Source organism: Pantoea sp. At-9b (assembly GCF_000175935.2).
GTDB lineage: Bacteria > Pseudomonadota > Gammaproteobacteria > Enterobacterales > Enterobacteriaceae > Pantoea.
The window spans coordinates 2,524,151-2,539,189 of record NC_014837.1; the positions used below are offsets into that span (position 1 = coordinate 2,524,151).

Sequence of the window (15,039 nt, forward strand, 5' to 3'; positions counted from 1 at the left end):
ATTGCGCGATAAATCGCGCCGCTACGTTAGGGGCAATTACTGTTCTTCCGTTGGCTTATCCCAATACTGATATTTATACGCCGAACTCAGGTGGCGCTCGATGGTGCCTTTCTCAAACACCTCCGTTTCATGCAGATAGCTAAGCGTGCAGTTGCCGACATCATCCCAGAGCTGACATTCATCAACAGAACGGATGGTACTGACGGGCGTGCTGGCCGTACCGTTCAGCCGTAGCTCACGCCATTGGTTATCATAGGTGTAAGTATCTTTGCTGCGGGCGCTGGTGGCACTGGTCACCAGACCCTGCGGATTCCAGTTGTAGACACTTTCGCCATTGGTCAGCGCATCGCTGCCGCGCGCGATACTGCGCTCCAGCCGGAAGTGCTTGTCATAGCGATAAGTGGTGTCGGTAAACCCCTCTTTGCCCATGCTGGTAAATTTATCGGAGGCGCTGATAATGTTGCCGCGCTGCCCCATCTGCCAGTTGATGGTCCCCTGGCGATTGTCCACCACCACTTCTTTGCCCTGTTTCAACACCTTGACCAGATAAGCGTATTCAGCCACCCAGCCTCCCTGCACCCGCGCAATGTGCTGTTCCATGCTCAGTACCACATTGCTTTCGCTTTTATCATAAGTGATATCCGCCACCATCAAATCGCCACAGGGGTCAAACTGACCCAGAATCCGTTTTTGCGAATCCACATCTTTGCCAAACTCACCGGCAATGACCTGGCGTACTGCACCTTTGGCGTTGCCGCCCAGCATGATCCAGTTGTTGCTATTGGTGATATTTTTGCTCAGCGGAGGACATTGCGTGCTGACGGCCAACGCAGCGCCACTGAGCGGTAAAAGCAGCAGTAAAACGGCACAAGGGATGGATTTCATGATGGTTATCCGTGAATAGCCTTAGCTTCAATGTAAGCATCTTTTTCCCCGATGCGCTATGGCCCGGTAAAAAGTTGCTCCTGTCATGGCGAGGACGGATTGCGTTGATTAACTGTTTGAAATTGCATGAGGTGCGGTGCCGGGTGCCTCCCGGTGAGCCGGATTAGCCTGAATCCCGGCCCGCATGACACGTCAGAAACCTTGGCTTTGCCCCGCCGCACAGGGGGATTCACCGCATAAGGCCAACTTACGCAGCGCAAAAGTTTATTTATACTTTGATTTAATTACTTAACCCCATTTTTTCAACGGAAATGTCACTTTCGTGATCCCCGCTGCATTTGCTGCAACCGCGTACATTTGAACTCTTATGAATAAAGTCAAGCCCGATTAAGCGGCTATAGTTTGGTTAATCATAAGATTACTCTTAAGGACGATCTTCTACACTCCCAAGGCAATCTTAATAAAACAAGTATTACCCTACCTTACCTGACTCGATACTAAGGGGTTGAGCATGATTCAATCAGCAAGTGATATTCAGAAGCGCAGCGACGAGAAACGCGGAGTTAAACCGAAGACCTATAAACTGCCGTTGCAAACTATCGATCGTATCGAGTTGCTGGCCAGTGATAGCGGGGTGTCGCAGGCGGCTATCATCGCGACGGCCATTGATATTTATGAGCAGTCGCTGAAACGCTTTTGATAAAAAGAACCCCAGCAAGAAGACTGGGGTTTGGTACTTGCAAACATCACGTCATGCGAACGGCGTGTTGTGCGGCAAAAATGGTGCGATTTCAGGCGACCCGGACGCTGTTCATTTGCATCATGCTTTTCATAGCTTCCACCACATCACCATCAACGCAATAGCGACTGAATTCATCAGTTTCCGCTTCTGAACACATCGACACACCCGCTTTACGGTAGCGCATCGGCGAAGCCACTAAGCGGCTGGCAGAGCTGTGCACTTCCTGCAAACCACTGTCGAGAAACTTTTGCAGGTTGCTTAAACGGACACCAGCCCCTGCCATAATGATTGGACCACGGCTGTGTTCATTTAGTTCCCGTAATAATGGAATTCCGGTTTCTGCGCTTTGCTGCTGACCCGAGGTGAGTATCCGTGCAATGCCCAAATCACTCAGCACGTCGAGTGCACGTTTGGGGCTATGGCACAGGTCGAAGGCGCGATGGAAGGTTACCGCCATTCCGTCACACAACGCCATAATTTGCCGCATGCGGGGAATATCGACATGCGCATCTTCATCCAGCATACCAATGACCAGCCCCGGAAAACCCAGTTCGCGCATCAGCGCCACATCCGATTTCATGGTTTCGAACTCACGATCGGTGTAACAAAAATCGCCACCGCGCGGCCGGACAATGGGGTGAACCGGAATGGTGATTTCACGCCGCACGGCTTCCAGTACACCGGCTGATGGGGTTAATCCGCCTTCGCGCGGTGCGCTGCACAGCTCCAGACGATCAGCACCGGACAGCTGCGCAGTCATTGCACAGTCGATGCCATAGCAGCATATTTCCAGTTTCGTCATACTTTTCTCCTTTACATGACATCTGGCTCGGGAAGATTGCTTAAGTTAGTCTGCTCGTTGGAGACAGTTTACGTGGAAAACTTACTATGGCATTCAATTTTGACCAATGGATAGACCGTCGTCACAGCGATAGTTTGAAATGGCACAAATATGGCGATCAGGATGTGCTGCCATTATGGGTTGCCGATACCGATTTTCGCTCCCCTGAATGCATTATCTCTGCGATAAAACAGCGCGCTGAACACGGTGTTTTTGGCTATGGCGACACCCCTGATGGATTGATTGATATAACCATTTCTCGTCTTGAGCAGCGTTATGGCTGGCGGATCCAGCCCGAGTGGATCGTCCTGCTGCCCGGTGTGGTGAGCGGCCTCAATCTTTCGGTCCGTGCATTTACCGACCACGGGCAAGCTACCGTCGCGCCTGACCCGATTTATCCGCCGTTTCGCGCGGCCGCAAAGCTGGCTGAACGCGGACAGGTACACCTGCCGCTCCGATTAGAAGGTCAGCGCTGGCTTATGGATCTGCACACTGCCAGTGAAAGATTGCAGGGCAATGAACGTTTGCTGATGCTGTGTAATCCACAAAATCCTGGTGGCACCGCCTATCGCCGTGCTGAACTGCTGGCGCAATTGGCCTTTGCTCAACAGCATGATTTGATCGTCTGCTCCGATGAAATCCACTGCGATCTGATCCTCACCCCCGGTGTCGAGCACATCCCGTTTGCTGCCCTGAGCGAAGATGCGGCGCAGCGCAGCATTACCCTCATCTCCCCTTCCAAAACCTTCAACATTGCCGGTCTTGGTGCTTCGATGGCGATCATTCCCAACCCGGAGCTGCGCACACGTTTTAAACGAACGCGGCAAGGGATTGTGCCTGGGGTGGATATTCTGGCGTTAGTGGCAGCCGAAGCCGCCTGGCGTGGAGGAGATGACTGGCTGGCCGCACAGATCGACTATCTGCGTGCCAACCGCGACCGGCTGGTGGAACAGGTCAATGCGCTACCGGGGCTGAGTATGGTAGCCCCTGAAGCGACTTACCTCGGCTGGATTGATGCCAGTCAGCTTGGCGTCGATAATCCTGCAAGCTTTTTTGAACAGCACGGACTGGGGTTCTCACCGGGACGCGACTTTGGTGATGACCGTTTTGTCCGTTTCAACTTTGGCTGTACCCGAGCCACGCTGGAGGAAGCGCTGGTCCGGCTGCAACGGGCGGTTGCAGCACGGCCTTAATTCTGCTCGCTGGCGACAATCTCTTCCAGCCGCCAGGGGTGAAATTTGATGGTCGTTTGCCCATCCGTTACCGCCAGGGTCGGATTGGGCAGACGCTCGTTTTCTCCCTGCGGTGCGCTGGTTTTAAACGAAATACCCGGCTGGGTCAGTGCCTCATCAGCCAGCAGTGCCATGGCACGCATCCCCAACGTTTCCGGTTCACCCTCCAGGACAATTTCCACATGTTCCCAGCCTTCGTGGCGATACAGTTTTTCTCCCGGCCACGGCAGCTCAATCACATCAATTTGCCATCCTGCCAGTTGCAGCGGTTGGTGCAGTTTGAACAAACAAATCGGACGACCGTTGATCATCGCTTCAGAGAACTGGCTACCGATTTGCAGCAACCCCTGTTTCCAGCGCTCTGCCGTCGCGTATTGGTGGCAGCGAACCGCCACATGGTCGGCGTCATGCTCGCTCAACTGCAACCCTAAACGTTCAGCAAATTGCTGCAATGCCACTTCAAAGCGCAGCAGGTCCTGTTCCAAATCCTTCAGTTCTGAAGGAAAAATCATCGCCATGCGTCTATTACCTCGCTATTAGTTTAAATATTTTAATCAATCCAGCACATTGCTTTTGCAGAACTTCTCACGGCAAAATAGTCGGAATCATCTGATTTAGCCGCCAAAACCCCGTAAAACCGCATAAAAGCGCCTTTGAATTAGGATTAATCGCAGGCACAGGTCCAGTTTTTACTTTATGAAAGTACCTTAACGACATGTTTAATATAACAATAATTAATACAATGAGATAAGTCTTATTTAGCCTGCGAACAATTGCAGCCTGAAATCCTTTCTTATAAATTTGTGGCTACACAAATAAAAGGAATGGCTCTATGTCTATGCTCATTGTTGTCGCGGTCCTGATTGCATTGATGGGATTTGCTATTTCCCGCCACTGGAAGGTGCGTGAAGACAAAAGCGTCAAAAATCCTCGTCGCTTTCAACGGCGCCGTTAATCGGCGCTGGAGTTTCCTGTCTCTTTCCGGCTAGATCCGATAGCTGACGCACTCTAACATTTCACGTATACTTCCCCTCTTATTTTTTCCGTCCCGCCAGCCCGAAAACGACTCTGCGGGATGACGACATCGGCTCGCACATGGCAGGCGGGCTATTTCAGCATATGAAGGTAACGCGGTGAATATTCAGGCTCTTCTTTCCGACAAAGTCGGTCAGGCAATGATCGCGGCAGGTGCGCCTGTCGATTGCGAACCACAGGTCCGTCAGTCCGCGAAAGTGCAATTCGGCGACTACCAGGCGAACGGTATCATGGCCGTGGCGAAAAAGCTCGGTCAGGCACCGCGTCAGCTGGCTGAACAGGTGATCCAGCATCTCGATTTGCAGGGTATTGCCAGCAAGGTTGAAATCGCGGGCCCTGGCTTCATCAACATTTTCCTCGATCGCCAGTGGCTGGCCGATCAGGCAGCCCAGGCCCTGACGTTACCGCGCCTTGGTGTCAGCAGCGTGGCAGCGCAGACCATCGTCATCGACTATTCTGCGCCGAACGTCGCCAAAGAGATGCACGTCGGTCACGTCCGTTCCACCATCATTGGTGATGCTGCGGTGCGTACCCTGGAGTTCCTCGGCCATCATGTGATTCGTGCTAACCACGTCGGTGACTGGGGTACGCAGTTCGGTATGTTGATTGCGTATCTGGAGAAGCAGCAGAGCGAACATCATGAAGATATCGCGCTGGCCGATCTCGAAGCCTTCTACCGTGAAGCCAAACGCACCTATGACGAAGATGAAGCCTTTGCCGAGCGCGCCCGTGGCTATGTGGTGAAATTGCAGGGTGGTGATGAATATTGCCGCACCATGTGGAAGAAACTGGTCGACATCACCATGAGTCAGAACCAGAAAGTGTATGACCGCCTGAACGTCACCCTGACGCGTAAAGATGTGATGGGTGAAAGCCTGTACAACGACATGCTGCCGGGCATCGTCGCTGACCTGAAAGAAAAAGGTCTGGCGGTGATCAGCGAAGGTGCCACCGTGGTGTTCCTTGATGAGTTTAAAAACAAGGAAGGTGAACCGATGGGCGTGATCGTGCAGAAGAAAGATGGCGGTTACCTCTACACCACCACCGACATTGCCTGTGCGAAATACCGTTACGAAACCCTGCATGCCGACCGCGTGCTGTACTACATCGATTCACGTCAGCATCAGCACCTGCAACAGGCCTGGACCATCGTGCGTAAAGCCGGTTACGTGCCGGAATCTGTCCCGCTTGAGCACCACGCGTTCGGCATGATGCTGGGTAAAGATGGCCGTCCGTTCAAAACCCGCAGTGGCGGCACCATCAAACTGGCCGACTTGCTGGACGAAGCGGTTGAACGCGCCCTGGCGCTGGTCAGCGAGAAAAACCCGGAGATGTCCAGCGACGAATTGCAGGCGCTGGCGGAAGTGGTGGGCATTGGTGCGGTGAAATATGCCGACCTGTCAAAAAGCCGCACCACCGATTACATTTTCGACTGGGATAACATGCTGGCCTTCGAAGGTAACACTGCGCCTTATATGCAGTATGCCTACACCCGTGTCCTGTCGGTATTCCGCAAAGCGGGTATCGCTGCCGACAGCCTGCAAGGCGAGATCGTCTTGTCTGAGGAGCGTGAAGCGCAACTGGCAACCCGCCTGCTGCAATTCGAAGATGTGATCACTCAGGTGGCACGCGATGGTACGCCGCATGTGATGTGTGCGTATCTTTACGACCTGGCAGGCCTGTTCTCTGGCTTCTATGAACACTGCCCGATTCTGACGGCAGAAGAGGAGCAGGTACGCAACAGTCGCCTGCAACTGGCGGCGCTCACGGCGAAAACCCTGAAGCAGGGCCTCGATACCCTCGGTATTAAAACCGTCGAACGTATGTAACACCAAAAACCCGCCAGATGGCGGGTTTTTTAATGGCTACTGATAATTCACCGTCACTTCGCTGCTGACCACCCGTAAACCCGGTGGCACCGCCCCTTTGCCATTAAAGCCAAACGCCAAATGCAGGGTTTCATCCGCAGCCACATGCGCCAAACCGCGGGTGGTGCCGCTGGCACCATCCAGCAACACGCAGCGTTGGTTGGCACACAAGCGCACGACCAGCCCGGACGGGGCCGGACGACTCAGCTTATATCGCCAGCTAACCTGAGAGATAAAGCCCTGTACCGTACCTGATGCGCGCAGCGGCGGCGAACTGGCCCAATTGCCACGCGCCCCGAGGCTCGGTCCACTGACGCTGGCATGCCACGCGCCGTCGGCGGCCACCGCCCACAGGGGCAGCAGCAGGAACAAACCCGGCCATACCCGACGCATCTTATTTGCCTCCAATGGTGGCCGTCATACGGATCTGACGGTTATCAGTCAGCTCCATATTGGACAGCACCACCAGTTGCGGCAGATTACGGCGCAGGAAGCGTGCCAGTAATGCGCGCAGCGGATGGTTAACCAGCAGCACCGGCGGTGCACCCAGCATCTCCTGGCGTTGCAGCGCATCCTGTGCCTGATGCAACAGACGGTCAGCCAGGCCCGGTTCAAGACCACCCCCCCCCTGCAAGGCCTGCAACAGCAGACGTTCCAGTGTGGCATCCAGACCAATCACCTGTACTTCACCATTGCCCGGGAACCACTGCTGCGTAATGGCGCGGCCCAGTGCCACACGCACCACGCTGGTCAGTTCCTGCGCATCGGTTTGTACCGGAGCATGTTCCGCCAGGGTTTCGATAATGGTACGCATATCGCGAATCGACACACGTTCGGTCAGCAGGTTCTGCAACACCTTGTGCAACGTGGTCAGGGTGATCACGCCCGGCACCAGATCTTCGGTCAGTTTCGGCATTTCCTGCGTCACACGATCCAGCAGTTGTTGCGCTTCCTGACGACCGAACAGCTCGCTGGCGTATTGGCCAATCAGGTGATTCAGGTGCGTCGCCACCACGGTGCTGGCTTCCACCACCGTGAAGCCCTGAATCTGTGCCTGTTCTTTCAGGGCACTGTCAATCCAGATCGCTGCCAGCCCAAACGCCGGATCGACGGTAGCTTCACCCGGCAATGTACCGGCGGCCGTACCCGGGTTGATCGCCATCCAGCGTCCCGGATAGGCATCACCGCTGCCGATCTCGACCCCTTTCATCAGAATACGATAGCGCGCTGGCGGCAGTTCCATGTTGTCACGAATATGCACCACCGGTGGCAGGAAACCGACCTCCTGCGCCACTTTTTTACGGATACTGCGAATACGTCCCAGCAGTTCACCATTTTGCAGGTGATCGACCATCGGAATCAGGCGATAACCCACTTCCATGCCCAGCGAATCTTCCAGTTGAACATCGGTCCATGAAGCTTCCACCGTCGCTGGCGTTTCCTGGTTTTTCACCACGCTGGACGCTTCCGGCTGTTTCTTCGGCTGCATCTGACGTCCACGCAACCACCAGGCCAGTCCCAGCAACGCGGCGGTAAACAGCAGAAACACGAAGTTCGGCATGCCCGGCACCAGACCCAACAACCCGATAACCCCGCCACTCAGCATCAGTACACGCGGATTGTTAAACAGTTGCCCGACCATCTGCTCGCCCACGTCCTGATCGGTACTGACGCGCGTTACGATGACACCAGCAGCGGTTGAGATCACCAGCGCCGGAATCTGTGCCACCAGACCATCACCGATGGTCAGCAACGTATAGGTTTCCGCCGCGTGTCCCAGATCCAGCCCGTGCTGTACCACCCCGACCAGCAGACCACCGATGACGTTAATCACCATGATCATGATCCCGGCGATGGCGTCACCACGCACAAACTTACTGGCACCGTCCATCGAACCATAGAAGTCGGCTTCCTGCGTCACTTCTGCACGACGCTTTTTAGCTTCATCTTCACGGATCAGACCGGCGTTAAGATCGGCGTCAATCGCCATCTGTTTGCCGGGCATGCCGTCGAGGACGAAACGCGCTCCCACTTCGGCGATACGTCCGGCACCCTTGGTGATGACCATAAAGTTGATGATCACCAGGATGATAAACACCACGATACCGATGGCGAAGTTACCGCCGACCAGGAAGTGACCAAAGGCTTCCACGACCCGGCCTGCGGCGGCCGCACCGGTATGACCATCCAGCAGGATGATACGGGTGGAGGCCACGTTCAGCGCGAGGCGCAGTAAGGTGGAGAACAGCAGAATGGTAGGGAAAGCGGCAAAATCCAGCGTGCGCTGGGTGAACATCGCCACCAGCAGCACCATAATGGACAACGCAATGTTAAAGGTGAACAGCAGGTCAAGGATGAACGCCGGCAACGGCAGCACCATCATCGACAGGATCATCATGATCAGTACCGGACCGGCCAGCACCTGCCATTGTGTGTCTTTAAAGTTGCCCGGTAACCGCAGCTTTTCGGCCAGATTAGCCATCGTTTCTGTTCTCTCCTGGAATGTCCATCTCTGCCGGGACCGACAGATTATGAGGTTTCTTCGGTATCAGGCCGCCTTCACGCTTCCAGCGTCGCAGCTGCCAGACCCACGCCAGCACTTCCGCTACCGCGGCATAAAGCGCGCCGGGAATGAACTGACCAATTTCGGTGTGGCGGTAAAGCGCACGCGCCAACGGCGGTGCTTCGAGAATCGGGACGCGATGTTCCTTGCCCAGTTCACGAATTTTCAGCGCCACTTCCCCGGCACCTTTGGCAATCACCTTCGGTGCGCTCATTTTCTTGTCGTTATATTGCAGGGCGACGGAGTAGTGCGTCGGGTTGGTGACAATCACATCCGCCTTGGGTACATCGGCCATCATGCGGCGGCGAGCCGCGGCACGCATAGCCTGGCGAATACGCCCTTTGACGTGCGGATCGCCCTCCTGCTGTTTGAATTCATCACGGATATCCTGACGCGACATCCGTAACTTTTTGAAGTAGCTGTACAGCTGCCAGAAAACGTCGAAGCCCACCATCGGAATCAAGCCGAGCATCACCAACACGCAACAGATGGCAATCATGTCCATGCCATGTTCCAGCGCGTTCATCGGTGACTCGCTGATTAAGCGCAGCATCTCAGGCCAGTGCGACCAGATGTACCAACCCGCCACCAGCCCCACTAACACCGCTTTGAGGATCGCCTTCAGCAATTCAGCCCAGGTCTGCCCCGACACCATGCGTTTCAGGCCGCTCAACGGATTGAGTTTGGTGAAATCCGGACTGAGGGATTTGCCACTGATGACAATCCCCCCCAGCAACATCGGGGCCGCGATGGCCACCAGCACCAGTCCGGCCATCAGCGGCAGCACCGCCAGCACCGCCTGACCAATCAGGCTGCTGATATGGGCCACGATCACCTTGTCATCGGTCACCATGCCATGATCAAAACGAAAGCCAGTCGCCACCATGGACGCCAGCCGACGTGCAATGCTGGTGCCACCCAGCCATAAAATCATGATGCCGGACAGCATCATCAATAACGATGTCAGCTCGCGCGAACGCGGAATCTGCCCGTCTTGCCGTGCTTTTTCAAGTCGGTGCGCTGTGGGCGATTCTGTTTTGTCCTCGTCGCTACTCTCGTCAGCCACGGCATACCTCTGCTGGCAGGAATTCTGAGCATAGGATGCCAAAAGGTGACGAGGCTAAAGCGTGGATTAAGGGGAGAAAATATCAGTTTATTTAGCCATAAGGGAAATCGCCGCAGCAGCACAGGGTGGATTGCCCCACCGATGCAGCCGTATCCCCGGAGAAACGCCATAAAAAAAGGCGTCCTTCCACCTGCAATCGCATGGGGCCGGACGCCTTTATCCAAAGCACTCGTTCTGCCGCAGTGGGCACAACAAATGCGCAATGTCAGGAGAATAAAGCAAAGGCTGTGCCAGGGTGGCATGGCTGTTTTTTCAGCTATTTATCAGCCGAAACGCTTAATACCCCAGCCACAACGCACTACACCGACGCAAAATGCGCACATATTTTGTGCAACCCTGTGCATGACATCCCCCTTTCCAGTTAGGTAAAAGTCTTAGCAAAAGCCATGCCGGAACTGGATTTGCCACTGGCTGAATCCGGCGCGTTAATTCTGAAAGTAAGAAAATTGTTTACTGCCGCAATCTTTTTTTACCCCAGAAAATAGATTAATATTATTTACCAAATTTCTTTGGTACTAACATCGGCCAAAAGCCGCTACGCAGGCTGGCGCGCCGAATGGCTACAAATAAGTTAAATTGGCTTAACTATCCCCACACGCACGCTTTTTTTATCACCGCCGAATCCGGTCATTTTGCCCGGTAGCACGGGATTTCCAACGGTGCAATGGTTTGAATTCTCAAAAGTCTTAGGTAGACTGACGGGAGCACTATCTTTCTGTAATCTGACTGTTTTTTTTGATGGCTTTCTCACTGCATAATCTGCCCGTCTGCAAAGGCTTTCCGGTGTAAAAAGCAAGGCATTATGCAATTAATCTGATGAAATTTGAGGATCATGGTGAACAAAAGTCTTGTGCTAACACTGCTGGCGGTGCTCACGTTAGCGGGCTGCAAAGCCCCTCCGCCGCCAGTCACAGATGACACCCTGGTAACCAGTGAAATCAATGGGGTTAAACTGGTTCATCGTCATGCGGTGGCAGCACCTGGCGAATTCACGCCGGTCAATGAGAGCTTCCGGGCATTGTACGGCGCATCCATCATGACTACGCCTGATTATGGCGGCAAAGTGGTGCGCTACCTGGAGACCGGTAAGACCTTTGAGGTGCTGGGCCGGGTTGAGCACAGCTGGCTGGCGATTGCTGATGAAGCCCAGGGGCAGTTGATCGGTTATGTGCCGCCCAAAGCAGGCGTCGAGAGTAGCCGCTATGATGCCACCGTGAGAAGTGACCGCCCGCGTCCCCGCCGCAACAAACAGGTCTGTGTTGACGTGGGGGGCGCCAGCAAGGCGTGCCGCACCAACGATACCGCGACCTGGATCTTAGACTAAACATGAAATCCGGCGCATATTGCCCGCAGACGCCTTACTCTCTGCGGGCAGAGGGTTCCACTATTGCCTGGAAGAACGAGATTTAATGACTCAGGAAGCCCTGGCACGAGACGTGACCATCGCGGGCAATGATAACCTTTTATTGACTGCCGCAGCCCCGATCCTCAATGCCGTCGTACAGATTCGGCAGGCCGCTACACATGACGACCCCGCTGGCTTACGTCAGTTGTTGATCGATGAAATCCGTCAGTTTGAACAACGCTGTAAAATGGCTGGCTTGCCGTTTGAGATGATCATTGGCGCACGCTATTGCCTGTGCAGCCTGCTGGATGAAGCGGCGGCACAAACCCCATGGGGCACGCGCGGCGTCTGGTCAGGTAACGGCATGTTAGTGACTTTCCACAACGAAAGCTGGGGCGGCGAAAAGGTATTCCAGCTGCTGTCACGCATCTCGCAAAACCCCCAACAACATTTTTGGTTGCTGGAAGTGATCCACTATTGCCTGCTGCTGGGCTACGAAGGCCGCTATCGCGGCAGCGAAAATGGCCAGGCACAATGTGAAATTATTCGTAAGCGCCTCGCCCACCTGATTGCAGAAACCCGTCCGGGGTATAGCGCTGAGTCGCCGCAACTGGTTGAGGTGCATCCGCTGGTTAGCAGCCTGTCACGCCCCATGGTACCACTCTGGGCCTGCGTCACTTTGGCGGCACTGGTCGCCTGCCTGATTTACAGCGGCCTGAACTGGCGTCTTGGCAATGCGGCGGAACCCCTGCTGCGGGCCATCTATCAAACACCCTTGCCGCAGATTACGCCGGGCCGTCGTCCAACGTCACCACAGGCGTTGCTCGATCTGCATCAGCGCCTGAACGATGTTATCGCAGCTGGACAGCTGGAGGTGAGCGATGGTGCCTTCGGCAGTAAAGTGATCATCCCCGCCGATAAGCTGTTTGCTGCCGATGGGACCGTGGTCAATCAGGTTGGGCGTGCACTGCTGGCGCACGTAGCCAGCGCGATGAAAACGGTAAAAGGGACGGTGCTGGTGTCGGTGTATACCGATAATAGCCCGGTCGATGGACGTTTTGTCTCCAGCTATGAATTTTCCTTTGCCCGCGCCCGCGCGATCGCGCAATTGCTTAATCCGCAATTGGCCGAGGGGCACAGCGTAAAAGCCGAAGGTCGTGGCGATAGCAATCCGCTGTTGCCTAATGACAGCAATGAAAACCGCGCCCGTAATCGCCGGGTGGAGATCACCTTGTTTGCCGCACCGGAAACCCTTAGCAATCACCAGGGAGGCCAGTGATGCGCGCCTCACTTCAGCATGTTTTGACGCACCGTCTGTTGTGGAGCTTTATCGGCATCACTGCACTGAGTTGCGTACTCTGGATCCTCGGCCCACTGTGGAGTTGGGGTGATACCCGCCCGCTTGAACCGCTGTTACCACGTCAGTTGGTGGTCGGTATCCTTTATTTCTGTTGGGTCCTGTTCCAGTTTATCCCTGCCATCTGGCGTGCGTGGTTCAATAGCAAATTGTTGACCCGCCTCCAGCAAGTCAGTAGCGAAGAGATGTCCGACCGTCAGATGACGGAGACGCTGCTCACGCAACGCTTCAGTGAAGCGGCACAGCGCCTGAAACGTACCCCGTTTGGCCGACGCCAGCGACAAGGCTGGCTGGCCCGCTTTCAAAGCCACTATCTCTACCAGCTACCGTGGTATGTGATTATTGGTGCGCCTGGTGCCGGTAAAACCACCGCTTTATTGAATGCCGGACTGGAGTTTCCGTTAACCGACAGCCTGGGTAACACCGCAGTGCGCGGCGTGGGCGGCACACGCCATTGTGACTGGTGGTTTACGGACAGCGCAGTGTTGATCGATACCGCCGGTCGTTATGCCTTACAGGAGAGCCAACGGGCGCGCGATGCCAGCGAATGGCATAACTTCATCCAGTTACTGAAACGCTACCGCACCCGACAACCCATCAATGGCGTGATCATGACCATCAGTGTCGCTGATCTGCTCACCGATTCGGCTGAAGCTCGCCACGCACAGGCCACCGCATTACGCCAGCGCATGGTGGAACTGCACCAGCAAACCGGTATTCACTTTCCGGTGTACGTGATGGTAACCAAAACCGATCTGCTGAAAGGTTTTATGAGTTTTTATGGCAGCCTGAGTAAACAGCAGCGCGACGCGATCTGGGGCTTCACCTTTCCGTGGGAACCGGGGAAACCGCATAAGGATGACTGGCATCGTAGCTTCAGTCAGCAGTATCACCGGCTTGAGCAGCGCTTGCATCAGCAGTTAGCCGACGTTATGGCGCGGGATCGTGACCTGACCCAGCGCGCTGATAGCTTCCTCTTTCCACAGGAATTCAGCTCGCTGCGTCCGTTACTGAACGAGTACCTTGATGTGGTATTTTCGGGGCATCAGGACGCGGTTGCCTGGTCAGCGCGTGGGCTGTTTTTCACCAGCGGTACTCAGGAAGGCTTGCCTTTTGACCGCATCATGGGTGAGTTAAACCGCAAACTTCAGTTGCCGCAGGCGGGTCAACACAGCATCGCCGCCTGGGACAGTGTCAATCGCAGTAGCCCTATCCCCGGCACCCGGGGCCAAAGCTTTTTTATCCGCGATCTACTGAGCGAACTGGTGTTTCTGGAAAGCGGACTGGCGGGCAGCAATCGCCACTGGGAGCACCGTAACCGCTTATTCCATTGGATTGGCTATGGCGCACTCACCGGGGCGTTGTTATTGATTTCCTGCCTGTGGTTGGTCAGCTATTTCCAGAATCAACGCTACCTTGACCAGGTCAGCGCGCGAGTCGCACCGATCACTCAACAGAGCCAGCAGGTCATCCATCAGCCTGCGGATAATATTTTTGATCTGCTACCCTTCTTAAATAACCTGGTCAAGTTGCCGCTTTCTGATCGTTTTTCTCTCGATAATCCTCCGCTTACCATGCGTGCAGGCTTGTATCGCGGTAATCAGGTGAGCGATGCGGCTTGGGTGCTTTATCAAAATGCCCTTAAGTCTTTATTGTTGCCACGCGTGGCGCAGCAAATCACCAATCTGCTGCGTGACGACCCGGGCACCGATAACGAATACAGTCGCAATGCCCTCCGGGCTTATCAGATGTTGTATCAGCCGCGCAATTATGACGGCGAGTTTTTGCGCGGCTGGCTGATGCAAAATCTGCAACGCACCCTGCCTGATAACGTCAGCGCACGTGATTTACAGCAGTTGGACTGGCACCTCAGTCAATTGCTGGATCAGCAGATTCAGTCTTCGCCTTATGCCCGCGACAACGCGTTGATGATGCGTAAGCTTGCGGAAAATCTGAAAAATGCCGGTCAGAACGGCAATACGCTGACGCTCGCACCGTTAAACGCTGCACAGCGATTGACCGGACACCGTGAGTAATGGTGAGGT

The 15,039-nt window shown here is 54.8% G+C and carries 13 protein-coding genes; 7 read left to right on the forward strand and 6 right to left on the reverse strand.

All coding sequences use genetic code 11. The annotated features are described in order from the left end of the window. Positions 1–36 precede the first annotated feature (36 nt). Positions 37–885 (reverse strand): hypothetical protein, encoded by an 849-nt coding sequence (locus PAT9B_RS11720; RefSeq protein ID WP_013509477.1) that lies wholly within the window; start codon positions 883–885, stop codon positions 37–39. Positions 886–1,396: 511 nt separating this feature from the next. Here PAT9B_RS11720 and PAT9B_RS11725 point away from each other — a divergent pair. Then, a complete protein-coding gene (locus tag PAT9B_RS11725; RefSeq protein ID WP_013509478.1) occupies positions 1,397–1,585 on the forward strand; it encodes a hypothetical protein in 189 nt (62 codons plus the stop codon). A 91-nt stretch (positions 1,586–1,676) separates the two neighbouring features. Here PAT9B_RS11725 and cutC read toward each other — a convergent pair whose 3' ends face one another. Beyond that, entirely contained in the window at positions 1,677–2,429 is a 753-nt protein-coding gene (gene cutC / locus PAT9B_RS11730; RefSeq protein WP_013509479.1) for a copper homeostasis protein CutC, read from the reverse strand. An 86-nt stretch (positions 2,430–2,515) separates the two neighbouring features. On the opposite strand from cutC, the gene PAT9B_RS11735 reads away from it, so the two are divergent. After that, on the forward strand, positions 2,516–3,661 hold the full coding sequence (locus PAT9B_RS11735; RefSeq protein WP_013509480.1) for a MalY/PatB family protein: 1,146 nt from the start codon (positions 2,516–2,518) through the stop codon (positions 3,659–3,661). Here the strand turns inward: PAT9B_RS11735 and PAT9B_RS11740 are convergent. Continuing rightward, the gene (locus tag PAT9B_RS11740) at positions 3,658–4,218 is read right to left on the reverse strand and encodes a VOC family protein (protein ID WP_013509481.1); all 561 of its coding nucleotides are present in this window, start codon (positions 4,216–4,218) and stop codon (positions 3,658–3,660) included. The genes PAT9B_RS11735 and PAT9B_RS11740 overlap by 4 nt on opposite strands. Positions 4,219–4,532: 314 nt before the next feature. Between PAT9B_RS11740 and PAT9B_RS31350 the strand changes: the two genes are divergently transcribed. Next, positions 4,533–4,655: a hypothetical protein gene (locus PAT9B_RS31350; RefSeq protein ID WP_013509482.1), complete on the forward strand. Its 123-nt coding sequence runs from the start codon at positions 4,533–4,535 to the stop codon at positions 4,653–4,655. A gap of 178 nt (positions 4,656–4,833) precedes the next feature. Then, positions 4,834–6,564 (forward strand): arginine--tRNA ligase, encoded by a 1,731-nt coding sequence (argS, locus tag PAT9B_RS11745; RefSeq protein ID WP_013509483.1) that lies wholly within the window; start codon positions 4,834–4,836, stop codon positions 6,562–6,564. Between the two features lie 36 nt (positions 6,565–6,600). Here argS and PAT9B_RS11750 read toward each other — a convergent pair whose 3' ends face one another. From PAT9B_RS11750 to flhB, 3 genes are read right to left on the reverse strand one after another with little or no spacing between them, the layout of a single operon-like run. Then, the gene (locus PAT9B_RS11750) at positions 6,601–6,996 is read right to left on the reverse strand and encodes a flagellar protein FlhE (protein WP_013509484.1); all 396 of its coding nucleotides are present in this window, start codon (positions 6,994–6,996) and stop codon (positions 6,601–6,603) included. Between the two features lies 1 nt (position 6,997). Further along, entirely contained in the window at positions 6,998–9,085 is a 2,088-nt protein-coding gene (flhA, locus tag PAT9B_RS11755; RefSeq protein WP_013509485.1) for a flagellar biosynthesis protein FlhA, read from the reverse strand. Beyond that, positions 9,078–10,232, reverse strand: coding sequence for a flagellar biosynthesis protein FlhB (gene flhB / locus PAT9B_RS11760; protein WP_013509486.1), 1,155 nt, complete (start codon positions 10,230–10,232; stop codon positions 9,078–9,080). Before flhB ends, flhA begins: the two co-directional genes overlap by 8 nt. 892 nt (positions 10,233–11,124) lie before the next feature. On the opposite strand from flhB, the gene PAT9B_RS11765 reads away from it, so the two are divergent. From PAT9B_RS11765 to tssM, 3 genes are all read left to right on the forward strand, one after another. Beyond that, a complete protein-coding gene (locus tag PAT9B_RS11765) occupies positions 11,125–11,616 on the forward strand; it encodes an SH3 domain-containing protein (RefSeq protein ID WP_190274632.1) in 492 nt (163 codons plus the stop codon). A gap of 85 nt (positions 11,617–11,701) precedes the next feature. Beyond that, positions 11,702–12,916 carry a type IVB secretion system protein IcmH/DotU gene (icmH, locus tag PAT9B_RS11770; RefSeq protein WP_013509488.1) on the forward strand — a complete coding sequence of 405 codons (1,215 nt, stop codon included), beginning with the start codon at positions 11,702–11,704 and terminating at the stop codon, positions 12,914–12,916. Continuing rightward, positions 12,916–15,030: a type VI secretion system membrane subunit TssM gene (gene tssM, locus PAT9B_RS11775; protein ID WP_013509489.1), complete on the forward strand. Its 2,115-nt coding sequence runs from the start codon at positions 12,916–12,918 to the stop codon at positions 15,028–15,030. Before icmH ends, tssM begins: the two co-directional genes overlap by 1 nt. The last annotated feature ends 9 nt before the right edge of the window (positions 15,031–15,039 follow it).

Bases quoted from the DNA above. Each gene is read 5' to 3' on its own strand.
- cutC (WP_013509479.1), bottom strand. From the start codon at position 2,429: ATGACGAAACTGGAAATATGCTGCTATGGCATCGACTGTGCAATGACT.
- PAT9B_RS11740 (WP_013509481.1), bottom strand. From the start codon at position 4,218: ATGGCGATGATTTTTCCTTCAGAACTGAAGGATTTGGAACAGGACCTG.
- PAT9B_RS11735 (WP_013509480.1), top strand. From the start codon at position 2,516: ATGGCATTCAATTTTGACCAATGGATAGACCGTCGTCACAGCGATAGT.
- PAT9B_RS31350 (WP_013509482.1), top strand. From the start codon at position 4,533: ATGTCTATGCTCATTGTTGTCGCGGTCCTGATTGCATTGATGGGATTT.
- flhA (WP_013509485.1), bottom strand. From the start codon at position 9,085: ATGGCTAATCTGGCCGAAAAGCTGCGGTTACCGGGCAACTTTAAAGAC.
- PAT9B_RS11750 (WP_013509484.1), bottom strand. From the start codon at position 6,996: ATGCGTCGGGTATGGCCGGGTTTGTTCCTGCTGCTGCCCCTGTGGGCG.
- PAT9B_RS11765 (WP_190274632.1), top strand. From the start codon at position 11,125: ATGGTGAACAAAAGTCTTGTGCTAACACTGCTGGCGGTGCTCACGTTA.
- tssM (WP_013509489.1), top strand. From the start codon at position 12,916: ATGCGCGCCTCACTTCAGCATGTTTTGACGCACCGTCTGTTGTGGAGC.
- PAT9B_RS11725 (WP_013509478.1), top strand. From the start codon at position 1,397: ATGATTCAATCAGCAAGTGATATTCAGAAGCGCAGCGACGAGAAACGC.
- PAT9B_RS11720 (WP_013509477.1), bottom strand. From the start codon at position 885: ATGAAATCCATCCCTTGTGCCGTTTTACTGCTGCTTTTACCGCTCAGT.
- icmH (WP_013509488.1), top strand. From the start codon at position 11,702: ATGACTCAGGAAGCCCTGGCACGAGACGTGACCATCGCGGGCAATGAT.